Raw genomic sequence first — 21840 nt, 5'->3', positions numbered from 1 at the left:
GGGGTCACTGGAGTCCTTCTGCGAGGGGTCCGAGCGCGAGCACGGGGAAGTAGGTGAGTGCGGTGACGATCACGGTGACGCCCACCAGCAGGCCGACGAACTGGGGTCGGTGGGTGGGCAGCGTGCCCGCGGTCGACGGAGTGGCGCCCTGCTTCGCGAGCGAGCCGGCGAGCGCCAGCACCATCACGATCGGCAGGAACCGGCCGAGCAGCATCGCGACGCCGAGCGCGGTGTTGAACCACGGGGTGTTCGCCGTGAGTCCCGCGAACGCCGAGCCGTTGTTGTTCGCCGCCGAGGTGAACGCGTAGAGCACCTCCGAGAGGCCGTGCAGCCCCGGGTTCCAGATCGAGGTGCTCTCGACGTCGGCGCGCACCGCGGGGATCGCGAAGCTCAGCGCCGTGCCGGCCAGCACGAGGGTCGGCGTGATCAGGATGTAGATGCTCGCGAGCTTGATCTCGTACGGGCCGAGCTTCTTGCCCAGGTACTCCGGGGTGCGGCCGACGAGCAGCCCGCCGATGAACACGGCGAGGACCGCGAGCACGAGCATCCCGTACAGACCCGAGCCGACGCCGCCCGGGGCGACCTCGCCGAGCATCATGTTCAGCATCGGCAGCATGCCGCCGAGCGCCGTGTAGGAGTCGTGCATCGAGTTGACGCGCCGGTCGAGGTCAGCGTGCTGGTCGCCCCGAACAGGGCCGAGCCGGCGATGCCGAACCGCGTCTCCTTGCCCTCCATCGCGCCTCCCGCGGCCTGCGGTGCGGCGCCGGTGCCCGCGAGCTCGAGCAGCGTGAGCGCGGTGAGCGAGACGACGAAGATCGTGGCCATCGCCGCGACGATCGCGTAGCCCTGCTTCGCGTTGCCGACCATGCGGCCGAAGGCGCGCGGCAGCGAGAACGGGATCGCGAGCATCAGGATCACCTGCAGCGCGCTGGTCCACGCGGTGGGGTTCTCGAACGGATGCGAGGAGTTCGCGTTGAAGAAGCCGCCGCCGTTGGTGCCGACCATCTTGATCGCCTCCTGCGAGGCGACCGGACCGCCGGGGATGCTCTGCGTGCCACCCGTGATCGTCGTGACGTCGGTGGATCCGGCGACGTTCTGGATCACCCCACCCGCGAGGAGGAGGACCGCTGCGATCACCGAGAGCGGGAGGAGGAGGCGGAGAGTCCCGCGCGTGAGGTCGACCCAGAAGTTGCCGATCGAGTCGCTGTTCCGGCGCGCGAATCCGCGCACCAGCGCGATGGCGACGGCGATGCCGACTCCGGCCGAGAGGAAGTTCTGCACGGCCAGGCCGAGCAGCTGCACGGAGTAGCCCATCGTCACGTCGGGCGAGTACGACTGCCAGTTGGTGTTCGTGACGAACGAGACCGCCGTGTTGAACGAGAGTCCCTCCGGGATCGCCGGGAACCCGAGCGAGTAGGGGAGGAGGGCCTGCGCCCGCTGCAGCGCGTAGACGAGGAGGACGCCGAGGAGCGAGAATGCGAGCACCCCGCGGAGGTAGGCGCTCCAGCTCTGCTCGGAGTGGGACTCGACCCCGATGAGGCGGTAGAAGCCGCGCTCGACGGCGAGGTCCTTCTTGCTCGTGTAGGTGTGCGCCATGTAGTCGCCGAGCGGGCGGTACAGGAGGACGAGGACCAGGGCGACGGAGGCGACCTGCAGGATCGCGAGGAAGGTGTCCATCAGAAGCGCTCCGGCTTCACGAGCGCTGCGACGAGGTACCCGATCGCGGCGATCGCGAGGATCGCGGCGAGGGAGTCGAAGACGATCACTTGATCTCGTCCTCCGCTGTCGCCGCGCGAGGGCCGGAGCCGCGGGGCGCGAGCTTCTCGACCCCCTTGGCGATGACGCCGACGAGCGCGAAGACGGCGAGGACGCCGATCACGTAGACAAGGTCGAGCACGAGAACTCCATCCGAGGGCGGAGGGCTGCCCCCGGATGCGGAGGCGCCCGGCCGGCCCGCGGTGGTCGCGGACCCGGCACGAGTCCTGATGCAACACCCGGCGCGGTGCGGGTCCTGGCGTCCTCACGACTTCCATACGCACTCGCCCCCGAACCGCACGGTCTCCTCACGGAGACTCGGGCATCACACGGATCAGGTCCGGGATGCCCAGATGCCCCACCTCCAGAAGACGAGTCCCATCCGTCACAGATGCACCGTCCCGCTCGATGACACGGGTCTTCTGTGACGGATCGACCGCCCCGATCACTCCGCGCGCGCCTAGCCGGAGCAGGCGCCCCGGTGCCACCCTGAGACCCGGCCCGCCGCGGCCGACGACCCGGGAGGCGCCGCATGCCCGACCTGATCCACGTGACCAACGTCTCCCTCGACGGCTTCATCGAGGACGAGGACGGCGTCTTCGCCTGGCTGCCCGTCGACGACGAGGTCTTCGCCTCGCACACCCGGCTGATGCAGTCGGTCGGCACGCTGCTCTACGGGCGGCGCCTCTACGAGACGATGGCCGGCTGGGAGACCGACCCCGCTCTCGCCGCGCAGTCGGCCGCCTCCGCCGAGTTCGCCGCCGCCTGGAGGGCGCCGAGCAAGGTCGTCTACTCGAGGACCCTCACCGCCGCCTCGACCGCCGACACCCGCATCGACTCCGCCTTCGACCTCGCCGCGGTGCAGAGACTGAAGGCCGCCGCCCTGGGCGACCTGCTCATCGGAGGCGCCGGCATCGCCGCGCAGGCGCTGACCGCCGGGCTCGTCGACGAGATCCAGCTCTACGTCCTCCCCCTCCTCGTCGGCGGGGGCAAGCCGGGCCTGCCGCGGGGGCTGCGCACCGCGCTCGACCTCGTCGAGGAGCGCCGGTTCGGCAACGGCACCGTCCTCCTCCGCTACCGCGTCCGCCGCTGACCCGAGCCGCGGCACAGGACCGCCACCGCTCTCGTGAGAGCGGTCTCACCCTGCAAGCACGCGGATCTCCCGTCTCGGAGATCACGGTTCTGCAACACCTGGATCCGTCCTTGCCACCCGCACCCTCACGCAATATGTTGTCTCCGTGGACAAAGCCCCTCGGGGCTCCCCGCCCTTCCGGGCGACGACACGACGGCGTGCTCCACCGTGCACGCCCTCGCGCCGTCCTCCCACTCGGACACTGCTTTCAGAGAGGAATGCACTCCATGAAGTTCTCCCGCAGCATCACGACGCTGGCCGCCGCCGGCATCATCTCCCTCGGTCTCGCCGCCTGTTCGGCGAGCCCCGCCAACTCCGGCGGCGCCGGAGGCGAGAGCGCCACCGGCGACTGCAACGTCGGCATCTCGATGCCCACCCGCAGCCTCGAGCGCTGGATCAACGACGGCGAAGGCCTCCAGTCGAAGCTCGAGGACGACGGCTGCACCGTCGACCTCCAGTACGCCGACAACAAGACCGACCAGCAGATCTCGCAGATCCAGAACCAGATCGCCGGAGGCTCCAAGATCCTCGTGATCGCGGCCATCGACGGCGAGGCGCTCGCCCCGGTCCTCGCGGAGGCGAAGAAGCAGAACGCCACCGTCATCGCCTACGACCGCCTCATCAACGGCACCCCCGACGTCGACTACTACGCGACCTTCGACAACTACAAGGTCGGCCAGCTCCAGGGCCAGTACATCGAGGAGACCCTCGACCTCGCCAACGCCGCAGGGCCGTTCAACCTCGAGCCCTTCGCCGGCAGCCCCGACGACAACAACGCCAAGTTCTTCTTCTCGGGAGCCTGGGACGTCCTCCAGCCCTACATCGAGAGCGGCAAGCTCGTCGTCCCCTCGGGCAAGTCGCCCGCCTCCGACGACGACTGGGCCTCGATCGGCATCCAGGGCTGGGCCTCGGACAAGGCGCAGTCCGAGATGGACAACCGCCTCTCCTCCTTCTACACCGGAGACCAGAAGGTCGACGTCGTGCTCTCGCCCAACGACAGCCTGGCCATCGGCATCGAGGCGTCGCTGAAGTCGGCCGGCTACACCCCCGGCGCCGACTACCCGGTGATCACCGGTCAGGACGCCGACAAGGCGAACGTCAAGGCGATCCTCGCCGACGAGCAGTCGATGACCGTCTGGAAGGACACCCGCACCCTCGGTGACCGCGTGTTCCAGATGGTGCAGTCGATCGTCGCGGGCGAGGAGCCCGAGGTGAACGACACCGAGACGTACGACAACGGCGAGAAGGTCGTCCCGTCCTACCTCCTCGAGCCGCAGGTCGTCACCAAGGACGACGTGCAGTCGGTCCTGATCGACTCCGACTTCCTCAAGGCGAGCGACGTCGGCCTCTGATCGGGCGGGCGGGGTAGGGGAGGAGTGATTCTCCCCCACCCCGCCCTTCTCCCCCTCCGACCCACCCCTGCACAACGAAGTGAGGCCCTGTTGGCCAGTCCCATCCTCATCATGCGCGACATCGTCAAGGAGTTCGGCGGCGGTGTCCGCGCCCTCGACGGCGTCTCGCTGTCGGTCCAGCCCGGCGAGGTCCACGCCATCTGCGGCGAGAACGGCGCCGGCAAGTCGACGCTCATGAAGGTGCTGTCGGGCGTCTACCCCGTCGGCAGCTTCGAGGGATCGATCGAGTTCGAAGGGCATCCCGCCCAGTACCGCTCGATCAACGACAGCGAGGCCGACGGCATCGTCATCATCCACCAGGAGCTCGCGCTCAGCCCCTACCTCTCGATCGCCGAGAACATCTTCCTCGGCAACGAGAAGTCCAGGCGCGGAGTCATCGACTGGAACGCCACGAACGCGGAGGCGGCGAAGCTGCTCGCCCGCGTCGGCCTGGCCGAGAGCCCCGCGACCAAGATCCTCGAGCTCGGCGTCGGCAAGCAGCAGCTCGTCGAGATCGCCAAGGCCCTCGCGAAGGAGGTCAAGCTCCTCATCCTCGACGAGCCGACGGCCGCTCTCAACGACGAGGACAGCGACCACCTGCTCAGCCTCATCGACCAGCTGCGCCAGCAGGGCATCACCTGCATCATCATCAGCCACAAGCTGAAGGAGATCCGCGCGATCGCCGACACAGTCACGATCATCCGCGACGGCCGAACGATCGAGAGCTTCGCGATGGCCGGAGAGGACGCCTCCGAGAGCCGCATCATCCGCGCGATGGTCGGCCGCGACCTCAACAGCATGTTCCCGCCGCGCGATCCGCAGATCGGCGACGAGAAGCTGCGCGTCGAGCACTGGACGGTCCACCACCCGGTCGACATCAACCGCGTCGTCGTCGAGGACGCCTCCTTCACCGTGCGCGCCGGCGAGATCGTCGGCTTCGCCGGGCTGATGGGCGCCGGGCGCACCGAGCTCGCGATGAGCATCTTCGGGAGGAGCTACGGCACCGGCATCTCGGGTCGCGTCTTCAAGGACGGCACGGAGATCCAGACCCGCACCGTCGACGAGGCGATCCGCAACGGTCTCGCGTACGCGACCGAGGACCGCAAGCGCTACGGCCTCAACCTCATCGGCGACATCACCGTCAACGTGTCGGCCGCCGCCCTGTCGCGGCTCGCCCGCCTCGGCGTGATCGACAAGCACCGCGAGTACAAGGTCGCGGACTCGTACCGCTCCAAGATGAACATCAAGGCCCCGAGCGTCTCGGCCGTCACCGGCAAGCTCTCGGGCGGCAACCAGCAGAAGGTCGTCCTCTCGAAGTGGATCTTCTCGGGTCCCGACGTGCTGATCCTCGACGAGCCCACCCGCGGCATCGACGTGGGAGCCAAGTACGAGATCTACGGGATCATCAACGAGCTCGCGGCCCAGGGCAAGGCGGTCGTCGTCATCTCGTCCGAGCTGCCCGAGCTGATCGGGCTCGCCGACCGCATCTACACCATCTCCGAGGGGCGGATCACGGGCGAGATCGACCGTGCCGACGCCACCCAGGAGCACCTCATGCACTACATGACCGCCGGAAGGGACCAGGCCCGATGAGCGCCACGACCACCACAGCGCCGGCCGGCACGCCGGCGAGCACCCCGTCGACGCCGCCGAAGCGCGCCCGCCGACTCAACATCAACCTCCGGCAGTACGGCATCCTCGCCGCGCTCGCCATCATCATCCTGCTGTTCCAGATCCTGACGAACGGCCGCCTCCTGCTGCCGGGCAACGTCAACAACCTGATCCAGCAGAACGCGTACGTGCTGATCCTCGCCATCGGCATGGTGATGGTGATCATCGCGGGCCACATCGACCTCTCGGTCGGCTCGGTCGTCGCGATGGTCGGCGCGATTTCGGCGATCGCGATGAACAACTGGGGCCTGCCCTGGTGGGCCGCGGTCGTCGTCGCCCTGGTGACCGGCGCTCTCGTCGGCGCGTGGCAGGGCTTCTGGGTCGCCTTCGTCGGCATACCGGCGTTCATCGTGACCCTCGCGGGCATGCTGATCTTCCGCGGATTCACCCTGGTGCTGCTCACCGGCGGCACCATCAACGGCCTCCCGACCGAGTTCACCGCCATCGGCGCGGGCTGGCTGCCCGGCGTCCTCGGCGGCATCGCCGGCCGCGACGCGCTCACCCTCGTGCTCGGGCTCCTCGTCTGCGTCGCGCTCGTGGTGCAGCAGGTGCGCACGCGCGCCACCCTCCGCCGTCTCGAGCTCCCGCGCGAGCCGATCGCCTCCTTCTGGGTGAAGGCGGTCGTGGCGGTCGTCGCGATCATGGCCCTCGCCTGGCTGCTCGCGGGCTACAGCGGCACTCCGATCATCCTGATCGTGCTCGCCGTGCTGATCCTCGCCTACAGCTTCGTGCTCGGCCGCACGGTCTTCGGGCGCCACATCTACGCGATGGGCGGCAACCTGTTCGCCGCGATGATGTCGGGCGTGAAGACGAAGTGGGTCAACTTCTTCATCTTCGTCAACATGGGCGCCCTGGCCGGAGTCGCGGGCATCGTCAGCACCGCCCGTGCCGGCGGTGCGGTCGCCTCGGCCGGTCAGAACTACGAGCTCGACGCGATCGCGGCGGTCTTCATCGGAGGCGCGGCCGTGCAGGGAGGCGTCGGCACGGTCGTCGGCGCCGTCATCGGCGGTCTCGTGATGGGCGTGCTCAACATGGGCCTGTCGATCCTGTCGGTCGACGCGGCCTGGCAGATGGCGATCAAGGGCTTCGTGCTGCTGCTCGCCGTCGCGTTCGACATCTTCAACAAGCGCCGGGCCGGCGGGCGCTAGCCGCCCGGCGAGGAGGCCGGGGCGACCCGCGGCTCCTCCTTATACAGTTCTCGGGCGCGGCGCTCTCCACGAGGGGCCGCGCCCGAGTGCATCCGCGGCCCGCCTCCGGGCCGACCCCGACGAGAGACGGACGAGCATGGCAGGAGCGGTCGGTCCGTCGAGCAATGCGCTGCTCCGCCGCCACAACCTCGCCGCGATCGCGACCCTGGTGCACCGCAACGGCCCCACCAGCCGCGCCGATCTCGGCCGTCTCACCGGCCTCAACCGCTCCGCCGTCGCGAACCTCGTCGGCGAGCTGACCGAGCTCGGCTGGGTCGAGGAGGAGACGACCGCCCCCGACGGCCGCATCGGCCGCCCGAGCGCCACCGTCGTCCCCGGCCGCGCCTTCGCGGTCGTCGGGGTGCACCTCGACACCGACGCGATCATCGTCGGACTCGTGGGCCTGAACGGCGACCTGCTGCGCCGCGTGCGCTTCGACACACCGAAGCCCGCGTCGCCCGACACCGTCGTGCGCGTGGTCACGGGCATCGTCGAGGGCTTCCGGGCCGAGCGCGAGTCGCACCGCATCCTCCTCGGCGCCGGCGTCGCCGTCCCCGGGCTGGTCCAGGCCGACTCCGGCTTCGTCCACCTCGCTCCCCACCTCGGCTGGCGCAACGTCGATCTCTCCTCGAAGCTGGCGCGGGCGCTCGATCTGCCGGTCTCGGTCGGCAACGACGCGAGCCTCGGCGCGATCGGCGAGTCGCTCTTCGGAGCCGCGCGCGGAGTCGCCGACGTCGTCTACGTCACCGGCGGAGCGGGCGGCATCGGCGGAGGCGTCATCATCGGCGGGATCCCGCTGCAGGGCTCCTCGGGGTTCGCCGCCGAGCTCGGCCACACCCTCGTCGCCGCCGGCGGCCGTCGCTGCAGCTGCGGTCGGCACGGCTGCCTCGAGGCCGAGGTGCGGATGCGCTCGCTCCTCGACGTGCTCGGTGCGCGGGTCCTCGACCAGGACGAGCTCGACATCGCCCTCGGCACTTCGCGCGATCCGGCCGTGCTCGCCGAGGTCGCCCGCCAGGTCGACCTGCTGTCGGAGGGTCTCTCGACCTACATCAACCTCTTCAACCCGACCGCCGTCGTCCTCGGCGGCTTCCTCGGCTCGCTGCTCACCGTGGACCGCGAGCGCCTCGCCGCCCGCGTCTCGGCGCGGGCCCTCAGCGACCTCGCCCGCGGCGTGCGGATCGAGCGGGCGGCGCTCCGCTCGAGGCTGGAGCTGGTCGGCGCCGCGGAGCTACCCTGGCGGCGTGCGCTCGCGGATCCCGCCGCGGCCGCCGGAGACTCCGACCCGCCCCCCGACGCGATCGCGTCCGTCGACGCCCTCGGCGCCTCCGCCTGACACCCGTGAACGGAAGAAGCGCATGGCCGACTTCAACGAGATCATCATCGACGAGTTCCGCGCGAACGGCGGCACCGTCACGACCGCCGGCTTCGGCCGCAGCCTCGTGCTCGTGCACCACACCGGCGCCCGCTCGGGCGAGGAGCGGATCGCCCCGCTGATGGCGATCCGCACCTCCGACGACGTCTGGCTGATCGCCGCGTCCGCCGCCGGGGCCCCGAGGCACCCCGCCTGGTTCCACAACCTCATCGCGCACCCCGACACCGAGATCGAGACCCCCGACGACGGCACCGTCCCCGTGCGCGCCCGCGTCCTCGAGGAGGGCTCCGAGCGCGACGAGGGCTGGGCGCGCTTCACCTCCGCCTCCGACGGCTTCAAGGGCTACGAGCGCAAGACCACCCGCGTCATCCCGGTCGTCGAGCTCACCCGCCGCTGACGCTTGGGCGCGAGATGCCTCTTCGGTACGCGACACGCCGGAGAGCGTGTACTCGAGTGGCATCTCGCGGAGCGCGGCTCAGCGGAACGGGACAGGGACCGCATCCGGAGTCGACCACCGCAGCGCGATCCGCTCGCGGAACCCGTCGCGGCGCAGCTCCGTCTCGAGCGCGTCGATCACGATCGGGACGAGCACCCGCTGCTCCACCAGCACGTCGAGCACGATCGCGGTGCCGTCGGTGATCAGCACCGAGCCCACCTCGGGCACGACCGCGATCCACTGGCGTGCACCCACCTGCACGTGGCGGTGCCCGCGGAGGCGGCGCAACAGCTCGGACGAGACACGAGCGTCGAGCGCGGACACATCGGCGCGGAGGGCGATCATGCGCCGATCATCGCCGCCCCCGGCATCGCGCCGGTGAACACGCGCCCCTCCCCCGGTGTCGGTCGTGCGCGGGAGGATGTCGTCCGTGTTCACCGACGGATTCGCAGCGGGCCGCCTCGACCCCGAGCGCTGGATCGACCACTACCTGCCGCAGTGGACGACTCCGGAGCGCTCACGGGCCCGCTACGACCTCGACGCCGACGGACTGCTCCTCCGTATCGACGCCGACCAGCCGCCGTGGCGCGACGAGGACGGCCCGATGCGCGTCTCGAACCTGCAGACCGCGACGTTCGCGGGCCCCCTCGGCTCCGCGATCGGCACTCACCGCCACACCTCGGAGCTCCGCGTGCGCACCGAGGTGCCGACCCGTCGGCTGTGGACCCCGAGCGGCGGCCGCGTGGAGGCCGTCCTCGAGGCGAGCCCCCACCCCGACTGCATGCTCGCGCTCTGGCTGGTCGGCCTCGAGGATTCCGGGCCCGACGACTCCGGCGAGATCACCGTCGCCGAGCTCTTCGGCTCTCTCCGCGGCGAGCGCCGCTCGACCGTCCGCACCGGAGTGAAGGCGATCGACGATCCGCGCCTCACGACCGACGTCGTCGACGTCGACCTCCCGATCGACACCGCCGAACCGCACACCTACGCGGTCGAGTGGTCGGAGGCGGGCGTCGCGCTCTTCGTCGACGGCGCGCTCGTGCACACGGTCCGCCAGGCCCTGCCCTACCCGCTCCAGCTCATGCTCGACCTCTTCGAGTTCCCGGAGGCGGTCCCCCGCGACCCGGCCGCCTACCCCCGCACCGCCCGCGCCCGCAGCGTCTGCGGCACCCCCTGACCAGCTGATCCCGGCACCGAGGGAACCCCGGACCGTCGAGGGAGCCCGCCCTTCGAGGCGGCCTCGACGGTCCGGGGTTCCCTCACCAGCCGTCAGCCCTCCGCGTCACCGGACAGGTCCGCGAACGACGAAGCCCCCGACCGGATATCCGATCGGGGGCTGTCGTACTGCTGGTTCTGATGAACCCTGGTGCGCGAGGGGGGAGTTGAACCCCCACGCCCTTTCGGGCACACGGACCTGAACCGTGCGCGTCTGCCTATTCCGCCACTCGCGCTCACCACGGCACCGAAGCACCGACGAGAAAGACTAGCACCCCGAGGCGCTCCGCCCCGCATCTCCGGCTCGCAGAATCGCGTTCGGCTCGTCGGAACCGCGGATTCCCGCGAGCCGAACCCGTTTCCCCGAGCCGAACCTCCCGCACCGGCCCGCGCACCGCACCCCCGAATCCGTCCCGGGGAGCCCGCATCCAGAGCATCCCAGTAACATGCCCGTAGCCGTGCGCGGCGCAGACCAGAGGGGCGCACCGACTCCCCGATCCGATCGTGACCGCCGCGAGGCGATGAACCGGAAGAAGACCGTGGGCATACTGGACAACTTCGAGAAGGGACTCGAGCGCGTCGTCAACGGCGCTTTCGCGAGGACCTTCAAGTCGGGGCTGCAGCCGGTCGAGCTCGCGTCCGCGCTCCGGAGGGAGCTCGACACGAGCGCCGCGATCGTCAGCCGCGACCGCATCCTGGTCCCGAACAGCATCACCCTGCGCATGTCCACCGCCGATCTCGATCGCATGGAGCGGATGGGCTCGACGCTCATCGACGAGCTCACGACCGCCGCGACCGAGCACGCCAAGAAGCAGGGCTTCCGCTTCTCCGGGCCCGTCGACATCTCCCTCGCCGCCGACGAGTCGCTCAGCGACGGGATGGTCGAGGTCGACTCCCGGAGCGTCAAGGGCACCGTCGCCTACTCCCCCGTCCTCGACATCGACGGCAAGCGCTATCCCCTCACGAAGTCGCGCACCGTCATCGGCCGCGGGAGCGACGCCGACATCACGGTCGACGACTCGGGCACCTCGCGCAAGCACGTCGAGATCCTGTGGGACGGTTCGCGCGCCCAGGTGCACGATCTCGGCTCGACCAACGGCTCCAAGCTCGACGGCAGGCCCGTCACCCAGGCTCCGCTCTCGCCCGAGCAGACCATCTCGATCGGGCGCACGCGGATCGTGTTCCGCATCGTCCAGGGTGGCGCGCCGGCGAAGGCCCCCCGCACGTCCGGCCGCGCCGGGCGCTCCTCCGACGGATTCTGGGACGATCGGCTATGAGCGAGCTCACTCTGTTCGTGCTGCGCATCGCGTTCCTCGCGCTGCTGTGGTTCTTCGTGTTCGGCATCGTCTACGCGCTGCGCTCGGACCTGTTCGGGCAGCGGGTCCGCAAGCTCCCCGCCGGAGCCGCACAGCCCGCCGCGAGCGACGCCCCGTTCGTCACGGCGGCCCAGCCCGTCGTCGCGGCGCAGGCGCAGGCCCAGCCGGCGCCGGCCCCCGCCGCCCCCTCGGCCAGGCGGACCCGCGAGGCCCAGTCCGAGCGCACCGATTCCGGAGGCGTCGCCACGGTCCACACGGCCCAGCGCCTGGTGATCACCTCGGGTCCCAAGCGCGGCACCGAGCTCGAGCTCACCGGCGAGCCGCTCACGATCGGCCGCTCCTCCGAGTCGACCCTCGTGATCCGCGACGACTACACCTCGACCCACCACGCGCGCCTCCTGATCTGGAACGACGAGTGGATGATCCAGGACCTCGACTCGACCAACGGCACCTTCCTCGACGGCCGCCGCGTCGGCGCGCCCACCAAGGTGCCGCTGAACACCCCCGTCAAGGTCGGCACGACGACCTTCGAGCTGCGGCGGTCGTAGGGCGTGGCTTCCACCCGTGAGGGCACCCCGGCCGGCGGTGCGGCGCGCGAGAGCGCCGCCGTCTCGCACGTCGGGCGCATCCGCTCCAACAACCAGGACTCGGGCTACGCGGGCCGCGAGCTCTTCGTCGTCGCCGACGGCATGGGCGGTCACGCGGGAGGCGACGTCGCCTCCTCGATCGCGATCAAGCGCATCGCCGAGGCCGACCGCCGCTACGCCTCCACCTATGAGGCCGAGGACGAGCTCAAGCGCACCCTCCTCGCCGCCAACACCCTGCTGGCCGAGGCCGTCATCGACCACCCCGAGCTCACCGGCATGGGCACGACCGTCAGCGCGATCGTCCGCGTCGGCGAGTCCGTCGCCATCGCCCACATCGGCGACTCGCGGATCTACGTCCTCCGCGACGGCAAGCTCGAGCAGGTCACCACCGACCACACCTTCGTGCAGCGCCTCGTCGACTCCGGGCGCATCACCGAGGAGGAGGCGATGACGCACCCGCGCCGCTCCGTCCTCATGCGGGTCCTCGGCGATGTGCACACCAACCCCGAGATCGACACGCTGACGCTCGAGACCGAGCCGGGCGACCGCTGGCTGATCTGCTCCGACGGCCTCTCGGGCGTCGTCCCGCACGACGAGATCCAGAAGGAGCTCTCGCGCGACGAGACCGCCCAGCAGGTCGCCGACCGGCTGATCCGCGACAGCCTCTCGCACGGCGCTCCCGACAACGTGACCGTCGTGATCCTCGACGTCCCCGGCGCGAACGCCACGGCGCAGGTGCTCGAGCCGAGCTCCGAGCCCGTGATCGTCGGCTCGGCGGCGGCCCCGACTCCGCTCAGCACCGACGACTCGCAGAACCGGATCCGCATCCCCGGTCTCCGCCTGCACACCCGCGCTCCCGCCGCGCAGGGCCCCACCCACTTCGAGCCCGCCTCCGAGGACTACCTCGACGAGCTCATCGAGGAGGACCGCCGCCGGCACCTCCGCCGCCGCATCACCTGGCTGGTGGGTCTCTCGCTCGTGCTGATCGCCGGTTTCCTCGGCGTCCTGCTCGCCTACGACTGGACCCAGTCGCGCTTCTACGTCGGCACCGACGGCGACACCGTGATCATCTACCAGGGCATCCAGCAGTCGGTCGGCCCGCTCTCGCTCTCCTCGGTCAAGGAGGACACCGGGATCCCGGTCGACTCCCTCCGCGAGTACGACGTCGAGCAGCTCGAGCAGACCATCAGCGCCGACTCGTACGCGAGCGCCGTCGACATCGTCGAGCGCCTGACGGATGCGAACGGAGCACCGTGACCGCCGCCGCGACGACCACCCGATCCGACGCCCCGAAGCGCGAGCGACCGCGCTTCCTCCGGCAGCGTCTGCGCAACCTCGAGCTGCTCCTCCTGATCGGCGCCTGCCTGATCGACGCGTCCGCGATCCTCCTGGTGCAGCTGGGCGCGCTCGGCGCCGTCGACACCACGCTCGTCTCCCTCGGTGCGGGCCTCTCGGCGCTGGTGCTGATCGTGCACGTGGTGCTGCGATTCGCGGCTCCGGAGGCGGATCCCTTCCTCCTCCCGATCGCCACGGTCCTCAACGGCCTGGGCGTCGCCGAGATCTACCGCATCGACATCGCCGACGGCGCGACCGGCTGGGAGTCCGTCGCCGTCCGCCAGATCTTCTGGAGCGCCCTGGCGATCGTCGCGGCGATCACGGTCCTGCTCGTCATCCGCAACCACCGCGTCCTGTTCCGCTACACCTACGTCGCGGGCTTCGCCGCCATCGTGCTGCTCCTGCTGCCGCTCGTGCCCTTCATCGGCAAGGAAGTCAGCGGCGCCCGCGTCTGGATCGGCATCGGCGACTTCTTCAGCTTCCAGCCCGGCGAGATCGCGAAGATCGCCCTCGCGGTCTTCTTCTCGGGCTACCTCGTGCGCAACCGCGACTCGCTCTCGATGGTCGGGAAGACGTTCCTCCGGATGCGGTTCCCGCGGCTGCGCGATCTCGGCCCGATCCTCGTGGTCTGGGCCGTCTCGATGGCGGTCATCGTGTTCCAGCGCGACCTCGGCACGGCGCTGCTCTACTTCGGCCTCTTCCTGGTGATGCTCTACGTCGCCACGGGCCGCACGAGCTGGGTCCTGATCGGCGTCGGACTGTTCCTCGGCGGCGCGATCCTCGCCAGCCAGACGCTCGGCTACGTCGGCAACCGCTTCGCCAACTGGCTCGACGCCTTCAACCCCGAGCGCTACAGCGCCGATCCCGGCGGCAGCTACCAGCTGGTGCAGGGCCTGTTCGGCCTCGCGCACGGCGGCCTGCTCGGCACCGGCCTCGGGCAGGGCATGCCCGACATCACGCCGGTCCCCCAGTCCGACTACATCATCGCGAGCCTCGGCGAGGAGCTCGGGCTCGCGGGCCTCTTCGCGATCTTCGGGCTCTACCTGCTGCTCGTGTCGCGCGGCTTCCGGATCGGCTTCGCCGGGCAGGACGACTTCGGCCGTCTCCTGGGCGTGGGGCTCTCGTTCGTCATCGCCCTGCAGTGCTTCATCGTGATCGGAGGCGTCACCCGCGTCATCCCGCTCACCGGCCTGACCACTCCGTTCCTCGCGGCCGGCGGCTCGTCGCTGGTGGCCAACTGGATGATCGTCGCTGTGCTCCTGCGCCTCTCCGACACAGTCCGCAATCAGCCCCGTCTGGTGGTCTGACCCACCATGAATCGAGAACTCAAGCGCGTGAGCCTCGTCGTCCTGACGATGTTCGTCGCCCTCTTCCTGTCGACGACCACCATCCAGGTGCTGCAGGCCGACACGCTGTCCGAGGACTCGCGCAACACGCGGACGCTGTACGAGAGCTTCTCGACCGAGCGGGGCGCGATCCTCGCCGGCGGCCAGCCGATCGCCTCGTCGACGCCGTCCGACGACGTGTACAAGTTCCAGCGGCAGTACGCGAACGGCCCGCTCTACTCGGCCGTCACCGGCTACTTCACGCTCAACCAGGGCACCACGGGCATCGAGCGCTCGCTCAACGACTACCTCTCCGGCACCTCGAACTCCCAGTTCTTCGACGAGATCGACAACCTCGTGTCGGGGCAAGACCCGAAGGGCGCCTCCGTCGAGCTCTCGATCGACCCGGTCGCCCAGCAGGCCGCGTTCGACGCCCTCGGCGACTACACCGGTGCGGTCGTCGTCACCGAGCCCGCGACCGGCCGCATCCTCGCCATGGTCTCCAAGCCCACGTTCGATCCGAGCGCGTTGGCGTCGCACGACACCGACGACGTCCTCGCCGCCTACGCCGCCCTCGACGACGACGCGACCGAGCCCCTCGTGAACCGCGCCATCGGCGGCTCGCTGAACCCTCCCGGCTCCGTCTTCAAGCTCGTCGTCGCCTCGGCCGCCCTCGAGTCGGGCCGCTTCACCCCCGACTCGAGCTTCCCGAACCTGCAGGCGTACACGCTGCCGGGCACGAGCACCCAGGTCACGAACTCCGGAGGCGGTCTCTGCGGTTCCGGAGACACGGTCACGCTCGCGACGGCCGTGTCGCTCTCGTGCAACGTGCCGATGGCCGAGATGGGCGTCGAGCTCGGCGCCGACGCCATCCGCTCGCAGGCCGAGAAGTTCGGCTTCGACACCGAGCTCGAGATCCCGATGTCGGTCGAGGCGAGCACCTACCCGCAGACCACCGACGACGCCCAGACGGCGCTCACCGCCTTCGGACAGTACGAGGTGCGGGCGACCCCGCTGCAGATCGCGATGGTCTCCGCGGCGATCGCGAACGGCGGCGAGGTCATGCAGCCGAACCTGGTCGACGTCATCCGCTCGCAGGATCTCAGCGTGCTGCAGCAGTTCGAGGAGAAGTCGCTCGGACGGGCCGTGAGCCGGGAGACGGCGGACGCCGTGAAGGCCATGATGGTCGCCAGCGTCCAGGGCGGTGCGGCGACGAATGCAACAATAGATGGCGTCACGGTGGCCGGTAAGACCGGGACCGCCGAGAACGGCGGAGACGATCCGTACACCCTCTGGTTCACGGGGTTCGCGCCTGCGGACGACCCGCAGTACGCCATCACCGTCCTCGTCGAGGACGGCGGAGGACTCGGACAGACCGGGTACGGCAACCTGATCGCCGCACCCATCGCACAACAGGTACTAGAGGCGGTGCTGAACAAATGAGACCCACCACAGGGCTCACCTTCGGGGGACGCTACGAGCTGCAGTCCCGGATCGCCATCGGCGGCATGGGAGAGGTGTGGCAGGCGACCGATCTGGTGATCGGCCGCACCATCGCGATCAAGATCCTGAAGGACGAGTACCTCGGCGACCCCGGCTTCCTCGAGCGCTTCCGCGCCGAGGCCCGTCACGCCGCGCTGGTCAACCACGAGGGCATCGCCAACGTCTACGACTACGGCGAGGAGGACGGCTCGGCCTACCTCGTGATGGAGCTGGTGCCCGGCGAGGCGCTGTCGACCGTGCTCGAGCGCGAGCGCGTCCTCTCGACCGACAAGGTGCTCGACATCGTCGCGCAGACCGCGCTGGCGCTGCACGCCGCGCACGCCGCCGGACTCGTGCACCGCGACGTGAAGCCGGGCAACCTGCTGATCACGCCCGACGGCCGCGTCAAGATCACCGACTTCGGCATCGCCCGCATCGCAGACCAGGTCCCGCTCACCGCGACCGGTCAGGTCATGGGCACCGTCCAGTACCTGTCCCCGGAGCAGGCGAGCGGCCAGCCCGCCTCCCCCGCCACCGACATCTACTCGCTGGGCATCGTCGCGTACGAGTGCCTGGCCGGGCGCCGCCCGTTCACGGGCGAGTCGCAGGTCGCCATCGCGATGGCGCAGATCAACGACACCCCGCCCGAGCTGCCGGTCACGGTCGCCGAGCCCGTGCGCAACCTCGTCTACTCCTGCATCGCCAAGAAGCCGGCCGACCGCCCCGCGACCGCCGCGCACCTCGCGCGCGCGGCGCAGGCGCTCCGCTCGGGCGACGTGCGCGGTGCGGCCGTCGCCGTGCCCGCGGTGGCCGGAGACCTGCCGACCACGCAGGCGACGACGGTGCTGCCGTCGGCGCCCGGGTCGACCCAGGCGACGACCGTCCTCCCCTCGAACGCGACCACGGCCCTCGGTGCCGCGGGAGCGGGCGCGCTCGTCGGAATCGACGAGGCGCAGGACGTCGTCGACGAGCCGCGCAAGCGCAGCCCGTGGACCTGGCCGCTGATCGCCCTGATCGTTATCCTCGCGGTGGTGATCGCCGGCACGATCTTCGCGCTGACGACCGGGGACAGCACCGAGGCTCAGCCCACGCCGAGCGTCTCGCAGAGCACGACCCCCTCCGTCACGCCGACCCCGTCGCAGACCCCCACGCCGACCCAGACCTCGAACACCGCGGTCATCGATCGCGCGGCCTACATCAACCGCCCGTTCGACGAGGTGCAGGCCGAGCTCACCGAGCTCGGGATGGGCGTCTCGAAGGAGGACGGCCCGAGCGCCGCCTCCGCCGACCAGGTCGGCTACGTGCAGGACGTGAACCCGACGGCGAACGTCCCCAAGGGCACCACGATCGTCGTGACCGTCTACACCGAGGTCGCGATCCCGGACGCGCCCAGCGCCGTGCCGACCGTCACGCCCGCCGCGTCGTCCGTCGAGGCCGGTGCCGCCTTCAACGTCACCTGGAGCAACTACAACCAGTGCCCGAGCGGCACCTCGGTCACCGGCTACCGCGTGACGGCGACCGGCGAGGGTGCCTCCGTGACGAGCACGAACCCGTCGACCTCCACGACTGCGACGATCCAGTCCGGCTCCGCGGCCGGCACGATCGAGGTCACGTACACGGTCCTCTGCGGCGAGACGGAGTCGGCGGCCTCGCCCACTCTGTCCGTCACCGTCGAGGAGGCGGCCCCCGAGCCCACTCCGAGCGCGACCGCGACCTCGGGCTCGACCCCGAACCCCACCTCCACCGAGTAGCGCGGCCCCGCCGCAGGCGGCGCATCGAGACCCACCTCGCTCCGGCCCCCGGCCACGCCCGCACGCCGCGTCCGCCCCGCCGCGCCCCGGCGGAAGTCGCGGAGCCCGAAGGTACACTTGCCGTGGCTCCCCGGGGGGTCGGGCCGAACGGAATGGACAGGGGAGCGTGCGCGTGACGGATGAGGGTCGCCTGATCGCTGGTCGTTACCAGGTCGGGCCCCGGCTCGGACGCGGCGGCATGTCCGAGGTCTACCTCGGCACCGACACCCGGCTGGGCCGCACGGTCGCGATCAAGGAGCTGAAGCTCTCGCTCTCCTCCGACTCCGCCTTCCGGCTCCGCTTCCGTCAGGAGGCGCAGGCCGCGTCGCGGATGTCGCACCCGACGATCGTCCGGGTGTTCGACGCCGGCGAAGAGGTCACGCTCGACGACAACGGCACCGAGAGCCGCCGTCCGTTCATCGTGATGGAGCACATCGAGGGGCGCCTGCTCAAGGACATCATCGCCGAGGGCCCCGTCGAGATCGACGAAGCCGTCCGCATCACCGAGGGCATCCTCACCGCCCTCGAGTACTCGCACCGCGCCGGAGTCGTGCACCGCGACATCAAGCCCGGCAACATCATGATCACTCCGTCGGGTCAGGTGAAGGTGATGGACTTCGGCATCGCCCGGGCCGTCTCCGACTCGGCCGCCACCGTCGCGCAGACGACCGCGATCCTGGGCACCGCGGCCTACTTCTCCCCCGAGCAGGCGAAGGGCGAGCAGGTCGACGCGCGCAGCGACCTGTATTCGGCCGGGATCGTCCTCTTCGAGCTGCTGACCGGCCGAGCGCCGTTCCGCGGCGACACTCCCGTCGCGGTCGCCTACCAGCACGTCAGCGAGACTCCCCCGGCACCGAGCTCGATCAACCCCTCCGTCACGCCCGCGCTCGACGCGGTCGTCGCCCGGGCCCTGTCGAAGGACCGCTACGAGCGCTTCCAGGGCGCTGCCGAGTTCCGCGACGACCTGCGCGACGCCGCGGCCGGCCGCCTCCCGGACCACCGTCCGATCGACGAGCTGACCACCTCCCTCTTCGCCGCGCGGAGTCAGGGCGGGATGAACGACTCCGAGCTCGCCCTGCGGCAGCTCGCCGAGGACAACTCGATCGTGCGCACGCAGCGCCGCCCCCCGGTCCTGTGGATCTGGTCGTCGATCGTCGTGCTCGCCGTGATCGTCGCGGCCCTGGTCATCTGGGTCCTGACGCTGCAGCCGACGACGACCCTCCCCTCGCAGTCGCGGGAGGTGCCCGCGCTCGTCGGCACCAGCTACGACAGCGCGCAGTCGACCCTGACCGCGCTCGATCTCGTGCCCAGCCAGCTGACCGAGTACAGCGACTCGGTGCCCGCGGGCGAGGTGACGCGCACCGACCCCGGCTCCGGCACCATCGTCGCCCCCGACACCGTCATCCGCGTCTACGTGTCGCAGGGCGCCCAGCCGGTCGCGGTGCCCGGGACGGCCGGGACCGCGCTGAGCGACGCGATCGCCGCGATCACGGGTGCCGGCCTCGTCGAGGGCTCGCAGACGCGGCAGAACTCGCCGACCGTGCCGGCCGACGTCGTGATCTCGACGACGCCCAGCGCCGGCCAGGAGGCGGCTCCGGGGTCGCCGGTCGACCTCGTCGTCTCGTCGGGCTCGGTCACCCTGCCCGATCTCGTCGGCCAGTCGCTGAGCACGGCGCTCGCGACGCTCGCCGGCGAGCAGCTGCAGCTCGTGGGCGTCGAGGCGCCCGACGAGACCTGCGACTCGGTCCGCGCGAACCCGCCGATCACGACGCAGTCCCTGGCACCGGGCGACGTCCCGCAGGGCTCGACCGTCACCCTCGGCTACTGCGCGGGCTGACCGCCCGCCTCGCGGAGGAGGCGCTCAGGCGCGTTGCGCACCCGACAGCTTCGGAGACAGTCGCAGCACGTTGTCGTGGGGCGGCACGTCGCTGGGAACGGCGGTGCGGCTGCGGATGTCGCTCGGCGTGAGCCCCTCGCGCCGCTTGAGCGCCCGCCGGAGGTGATCGGCCGACGAGAAGCCCGAGGCGGCGGCGATCGTCTCGAGCGAGATCTCGCGGGGTCGCCGCAGGAGCAGCTCGACCGCTCCGGCCACCCGGGCTCGCTCGATCTCGCTGGCCACCGTGGTCCCCGCGTCCTCGAAGAGCCTCTGCAGCGAGCGCGTCGACACGTTCACCGCGTCCGCGACCGCCTCCGGAGTGCAGCGCGGCGTGCGGTGCGTGCGATCGATGACGGTCCGCGCGCGGCCGAGGGTCGCTGCGCGGACGCTGGTCGTGCCTGCGTGCGTGCCGACCGCCGAGAGGAACGCGCCGACCAGCAGCTGCTTCACCACGTGAGCGAATCCCCCGATCTCGTCCTCGGCCGGGAGTCCCGCCCCCGCGTCCGCGGCCAGGGCGAACGCGGTCGTGAAGGCGAAGGCGGCGCGGGTGGAGCGTGCATCGGGGTCGAGTGCGTACAGCCCGGCCGCGGCGTCGAAGCCGTAGCGGCGCATCTCCTCGCGGCGGAGGGAGAGCAGCAGCAGGGTCGCGGGAGTGGTCGACTCCGTCGTGAAGGTCGTCATGCCCGGCTGGTAGGAGATCGATCCCGGTCGCAGGAGCACGGTCCGCTCCGGTCCGACCATCCGCACGAAGCCGTCGATGAGGAAGGTGAAGTTCAGCACGGAGCAGTCGTCGGCGCCCCATGTCCCGCGCAGCACGCGGAGGGGCGACACCGAGACGACCGTCGCCGTGAGCTCGTTCGAGGTGAACCCCGCCCCGGAGATGCGCGGGATCGTGCCCGGCTTCACGACGATCCGCGGACCGAGGGACTCCAGCTCTCTCATTCCCGAATAGGACCAGGAAATCGACTTCACCATACGATCTCCCGAAGAGTCTGCGTCCCGTCGGCCCCCTGCCGATGTCTTCCGATTATGCAGGGAGAGAGCGCTCTCTCTGCCGCCACCCGTCCGTCAAATCACGCCACCAGCTCACAGGGGGGTTCACTATCCGACGAATGTGTGAGTGCGGGTCACGGTGCTGATCTCCGCACGGCGAGCACTCGGGGAGGCGCTTCGATGGCGCACGGCGCTCCCCTGGTGACGCGCACATCCTACCCCCGTTCGCGGCACGCGTCTCGGTCGATCTCCGCATCCGCATCGGCGGGAGAACGCCGGCGAAGAGGGTGCGGACACCGTCGCTCCTCTGGGACCGATGAGCGGAGCCGGCCGGAGGGGATCACGGTCGGGAGCGCCCGTCGGAGCGTCGGCGTCAGACCGCGGCCACCTCCGTGAGCCAGTTGCCGAGCAGGAGCCGCCCGCCCTCCGTCAGCACCGACTCGGGGTGGAACTGCACGCCCACGACCGGGGCGACCCGGTGACGGAGTCCCATCACGACTCCGTCCGGTGTGGCAGCGGTCACCGCGAGCTCGGTGGGCAGTGAACCGCGCTCGACCGCGAGCGAGTGGTAGCGCATCGCCGGGAAGCCCGAGGGAAGACCCGCGAAGAGCGGATCGCCCTCGTGGCGGACGGCGGAGGTGCGCCCGTGGACCAGCTCCGGCGCCTGGGACACCCTGCCGCCGAGCGCGTGCGCGATCATCTGGTGTCCGAGGCAGACCCCGAGGAGCGGGTGACCGGCCGCCACCGCCCGGTGGACGAGAGCGAGCGAGACCGGGACGTCCTCCGGCCGCCCGGGTCCCGGCGACAGGAGCACGCCGTCGGCGCGCTCGAGGCTCGGGAGATCGTCGACCGAGAGGTCGGCGGCCTCGACGAGCTCCACCTCGGCGCCCCGCTCGAGCAGATGGTCGACGAGCGTGAAGACGAAGCTGTCGTAGTGGTCGACCACGAGGATCCGGGTCATCCCGCTCGACCCCCGTGCG

Annotated in this window: 19 protein-coding genes, 1 tRNA gene and 1 pseudogene; 14 read left to right on the top strand and 7 right to left on the bottom strand. The window is 70.6% G+C overall.

The annotated features are described in order from the left end of the window. Positions 1 to 4: 4 nt before the first annotated feature. From kdpA to GSU68_RS20000, 3 genes and pseudogenes are all read right to left on the bottom strand, one after another. Positions 5 to 1677 (bottom strand): annotated as a pseudogene (gene kdpA / locus GSU68_RS00195) (potassium-transporting ATPase subunit KdpA). Then, positions 1677 to 1766 carry a potassium-transporting ATPase subunit F gene (locus GSU68_RS00190; protein WP_159905131.1) on the bottom strand — a complete coding sequence of 30 codons (90 nt, stop codon included), beginning with the start codon at positions 1764 to 1766 and terminating at the stop codon, positions 1677 to 1679. The pseudogene kdpA and the gene GSU68_RS00190 overlap by 1 nt, the downstream one beginning before the upstream one ends. Next, positions 1763 to 1897, bottom strand: a complete 135-nt coding sequence (locus tag GSU68_RS20000) for a hypothetical protein (protein ID WP_279631046.1) — start codon at positions 1895 to 1897, stop codon at positions 1763 to 1765. Before GSU68_RS20000 ends, GSU68_RS00190 begins: the two co-directional genes overlap by 4 nt. Before the next feature lie 390 nt (positions 1898 to 2287). Between GSU68_RS20000 and GSU68_RS00185 the strand changes: the two genes are divergently transcribed. From GSU68_RS00185 to GSU68_RS00160, 6 genes are all read left to right on the top strand, one after another. Further along, positions 2288 to 2848, top strand: a complete 561-nt coding sequence (locus GSU68_RS00185) for a dihydrofolate reductase family protein (protein WP_159905130.1) — start codon at positions 2288 to 2290, stop codon at positions 2846 to 2848. A gap of 257 nt (positions 2849 to 3105) precedes the next feature. After that, on the top strand, positions 3106 to 4239 hold the full coding sequence (chvE, locus tag GSU68_RS00180; RefSeq protein WP_159905129.1) for a multiple monosaccharide ABC transporter substrate-binding protein: 1134 nt from the start codon (positions 3106 to 3108) through the stop codon (positions 4237 to 4239). Between the two features lie 111 nt (positions 4240 to 4350). Then, the gene (gene mmsA / locus GSU68_RS00175; RefSeq protein ID WP_159905128.1) at positions 4351 to 5871 is read left to right on the top strand and encodes a multiple monosaccharide ABC transporter ATP-binding protein; all 1521 of its coding nucleotides are present in this window, start codon (positions 4351 to 4353) and stop codon (positions 5869 to 5871) included. Next, positions 5868 to 7097 carry a multiple monosaccharide ABC transporter permease gene (gene mmsB, locus GSU68_RS00170; protein WP_159905127.1) on the top strand — a complete coding sequence of 410 codons (1230 nt, stop codon included), beginning with the start codon at positions 5868 to 5870 and terminating at the stop codon, positions 7095 to 7097. Before mmsA ends, mmsB begins: the two co-directional genes overlap by 4 nt. A 136-nt stretch (positions 7098 to 7233) precedes the next feature. Then, complete coding sequence (locus GSU68_RS00165; protein ID WP_159905126.1) at positions 7234 to 8469, top strand: ROK family transcriptional regulator; 1236 nt, start codon at positions 7234 to 7236, stop codon at positions 8467 to 8469. 22 nt (positions 8470 to 8491) lie between these two features. Continuing rightward, a complete protein-coding gene (locus GSU68_RS00160) occupies positions 8492 to 8905 on the top strand; it encodes a nitroreductase/quinone reductase family protein (RefSeq protein ID WP_159905125.1) in 414 nt (137 codons plus the stop codon). 78 nt (positions 8906 to 8983) lie between these two features. Here the strand turns inward: GSU68_RS00160 and GSU68_RS00155 are convergent, their stop codons facing one another. Next, positions 8984 to 9289, bottom strand: coding sequence for a hypothetical protein (locus GSU68_RS00155; protein ID WP_159905124.1), 306 nt, complete (start codon positions 9287 to 9289; stop codon positions 8984 to 8986). Positions 9290 to 9374: 85 nt separating this feature from the next. Here GSU68_RS00155 and GSU68_RS00150 point away from each other — a divergent pair, with 85 nt between their 5' ends. Beyond that, positions 9375 to 10118, top strand: coding sequence for a glycoside hydrolase family 16 protein (locus tag GSU68_RS00150; RefSeq protein WP_159905123.1), 744 nt, complete (start codon positions 9375 to 9377; stop codon positions 10116 to 10118). A gap of 187 nt (positions 10119 to 10305) precedes the next feature. Here the strand turns inward: GSU68_RS00150 and GSU68_RS00145 are convergent. Next, a tRNA-Leu gene (locus tag GSU68_RS00145) sits at positions 10306 to 10392 on the bottom strand. A gap of 303 nt (positions 10393 to 10695) precedes the next feature. On the opposite strand from GSU68_RS00145, the gene GSU68_RS00140 reads away from it, so the two are divergent. From GSU68_RS00140 to pknB, 7 genes are all read left to right on the top strand, one after another. Further along, positions 10696 to 11433, top strand: coding sequence for a DUF3662 and FHA domain-containing protein (locus tag GSU68_RS00140; RefSeq protein WP_159910056.1), 738 nt, complete (start codon positions 10696 to 10698; stop codon positions 11431 to 11433). After that, entirely contained in the window at positions 11430 to 12020 is a 591-nt protein-coding gene (locus GSU68_RS00135; RefSeq protein WP_159905122.1) for an FHA domain-containing protein, read from the top strand. Before GSU68_RS00140 ends, GSU68_RS00135 begins: the two co-directional genes overlap by 4 nt. A 3-nt stretch (positions 12021 to 12023) precedes the next feature. Then, positions 12024 to 13316, top strand: a complete 1293-nt coding sequence (locus tag GSU68_RS00130; protein WP_159905121.1) for a Stp1/IreP family PP2C-type Ser/Thr phosphatase — start codon at positions 12024 to 12026, stop codon at positions 13314 to 13316. Further along, entirely contained in the window at positions 13313 to 14701 is a 1389-nt protein-coding gene (locus tag GSU68_RS00125) for an FtsW/RodA/SpoVE family cell cycle protein (RefSeq protein WP_159905120.1), read from the top strand. The genes GSU68_RS00130 and GSU68_RS00125 overlap by 4 nt, the downstream gene beginning before the upstream one ends. A gap of 6 nt (positions 14702 to 14707) precedes the next feature. Continuing rightward, complete coding sequence (locus GSU68_RS00120; protein ID WP_159905119.1) at positions 14708 to 16162, top strand: penicillin-binding protein 2; 1455 nt, start codon at positions 14708 to 14710, stop codon at positions 16160 to 16162. Then, a complete protein-coding gene (locus GSU68_RS00115; RefSeq protein WP_159905118.1) occupies positions 16159 to 17952 on the top strand; it encodes a protein kinase in 1794 nt (597 codons plus the stop codon). Before GSU68_RS00120 ends, GSU68_RS00115 begins: the two co-directional genes overlap by 4 nt. Before the next feature lie 166 nt (positions 17953 to 18118). Further along, the gene (gene pknB, locus GSU68_RS00110) at positions 18119 to 19828 is read left to right on the top strand and encodes a Stk1 family PASTA domain-containing Ser/Thr kinase (protein WP_348272508.1); all 1710 of its coding nucleotides are present in this window, start codon (positions 18119 to 18121) and stop codon (positions 19826 to 19828) included. A gap of 24 nt (positions 19829 to 19852) precedes the next feature. Here pknB and GSU68_RS00105 read toward each other — a convergent pair whose 3' ends face one another. Together GSU68_RS00105 and GSU68_RS00100 are read right to left on the bottom strand one after the other, a co-directional pair. Beyond that, the gene (locus tag GSU68_RS00105; protein ID WP_159905116.1) at positions 19853 to 20809 is read right to left on the bottom strand and encodes a helix-turn-helix domain-containing protein; all 957 of its coding nucleotides are present in this window, start codon (positions 20807 to 20809) and stop codon (positions 19853 to 19855) included. 424 nt (positions 20810 to 21233) lie between these two features. Continuing rightward, the gene (locus GSU68_RS00100; RefSeq protein ID WP_159905115.1) at positions 21234 to 21821 is read right to left on the bottom strand and encodes an aminodeoxychorismate/anthranilate synthase component II; all 588 of its coding nucleotides are present in this window, start codon (positions 21819 to 21821) and stop codon (positions 21234 to 21236) included. Positions 21822 to 21840 lie beyond the last annotated feature (19 nt).

Origin of the sequence: Rathayibacter sp. VKM Ac-2759, from assembly GCF_009834225.1 — a bacterium.
In the GTDB taxonomy this organism is placed as follows: Bacteria; Actinomycetota; Actinomycetes; order Actinomycetales; family Microbacteriaceae; genus Rathayibacter.
The sequence above is the reverse complement of the archived record's forward strand: the minus strand, read 5'-3'. Positions and strand labels throughout refer to the sequence as shown.

What these genes read in the sequence shown, in the direction of transcription:
- mmsA (WP_159905128.1), top strand. Translation starts at nt 4,351, where the DNA reads ATGCGCGACATCGTCAAGGAGTTCGGCGGCGGTGTCCGCGCCCTCGAC.
- GSU68_RS00100 (WP_159905115.1), bottom strand. Translation starts at nt 21,821, where the DNA reads ATGACCCGGATCCTCGTGGTCGACCACTACGACAGCTTCGTCTTCACG.
- GSU68_RS00120 (WP_159905119.1), top strand. Translation starts at nt 14,708, where the DNA reads ATGAATCGAGAACTCAAGCGCGTGAGCCTCGTCGTCCTGACGATGTTC.
- GSU68_RS00165 (WP_159905126.1), top strand. Translation starts at nt 7,234, where the DNA reads ATGGCAGGAGCGGTCGGTCCGTCGAGCAATGCGCTGCTCCGCCGCCAC.
- GSU68_RS00115 (WP_159905118.1), top strand. Translation starts at nt 16,159, where the DNA reads ATGAGACCCACCACAGGGCTCACCTTCGGGGGACGCTACGAGCTGCAG.
- GSU68_RS00160 (WP_159905125.1), top strand. Translation starts at nt 8,492, where the DNA reads ATGGCCGACTTCAACGAGATCATCATCGACGAGTTCCGCGCGAACGGC.
- mmsB (WP_159905127.1), top strand. Translation starts at nt 5,868, where the DNA reads ATGAGCGCCACGACCACCACAGCGCCGGCCGGCACGCCGGCGAGCACC.
- GSU68_RS00185 (WP_159905130.1), top strand. Translation starts at nt 2,288, where the DNA reads ATGCCCGACCTGATCCACGTGACCAACGTCTCCCTCGACGGCTTCATC.
- GSU68_RS00155 (WP_159905124.1), bottom strand. Translation starts at nt 9,289, where the DNA reads ATGATCGCCCTCCGCGCCGATGTGTCCGCGCTCGACGCTCGTGTCTCG.
- GSU68_RS00105 (WP_159905116.1), bottom strand. Translation starts at nt 20,809, where the DNA reads ATGAGAGAGCTGGAGTCCCTCGGTCCGCGGATCGTCGTGAAGCCGGGC.
- chvE (WP_159905129.1), top strand. Translation starts at nt 3,106, where the DNA reads ATGCACTCCATGAAGTTCTCCCGCAGCATCACGACGCTGGCCGCCGCC.
- GSU68_RS00135 (WP_159905122.1), top strand. Translation starts at nt 11,430, where the DNA reads ATGAGCGAGCTCACTCTGTTCGTGCTGCGCATCGCGTTCCTCGCGCTG.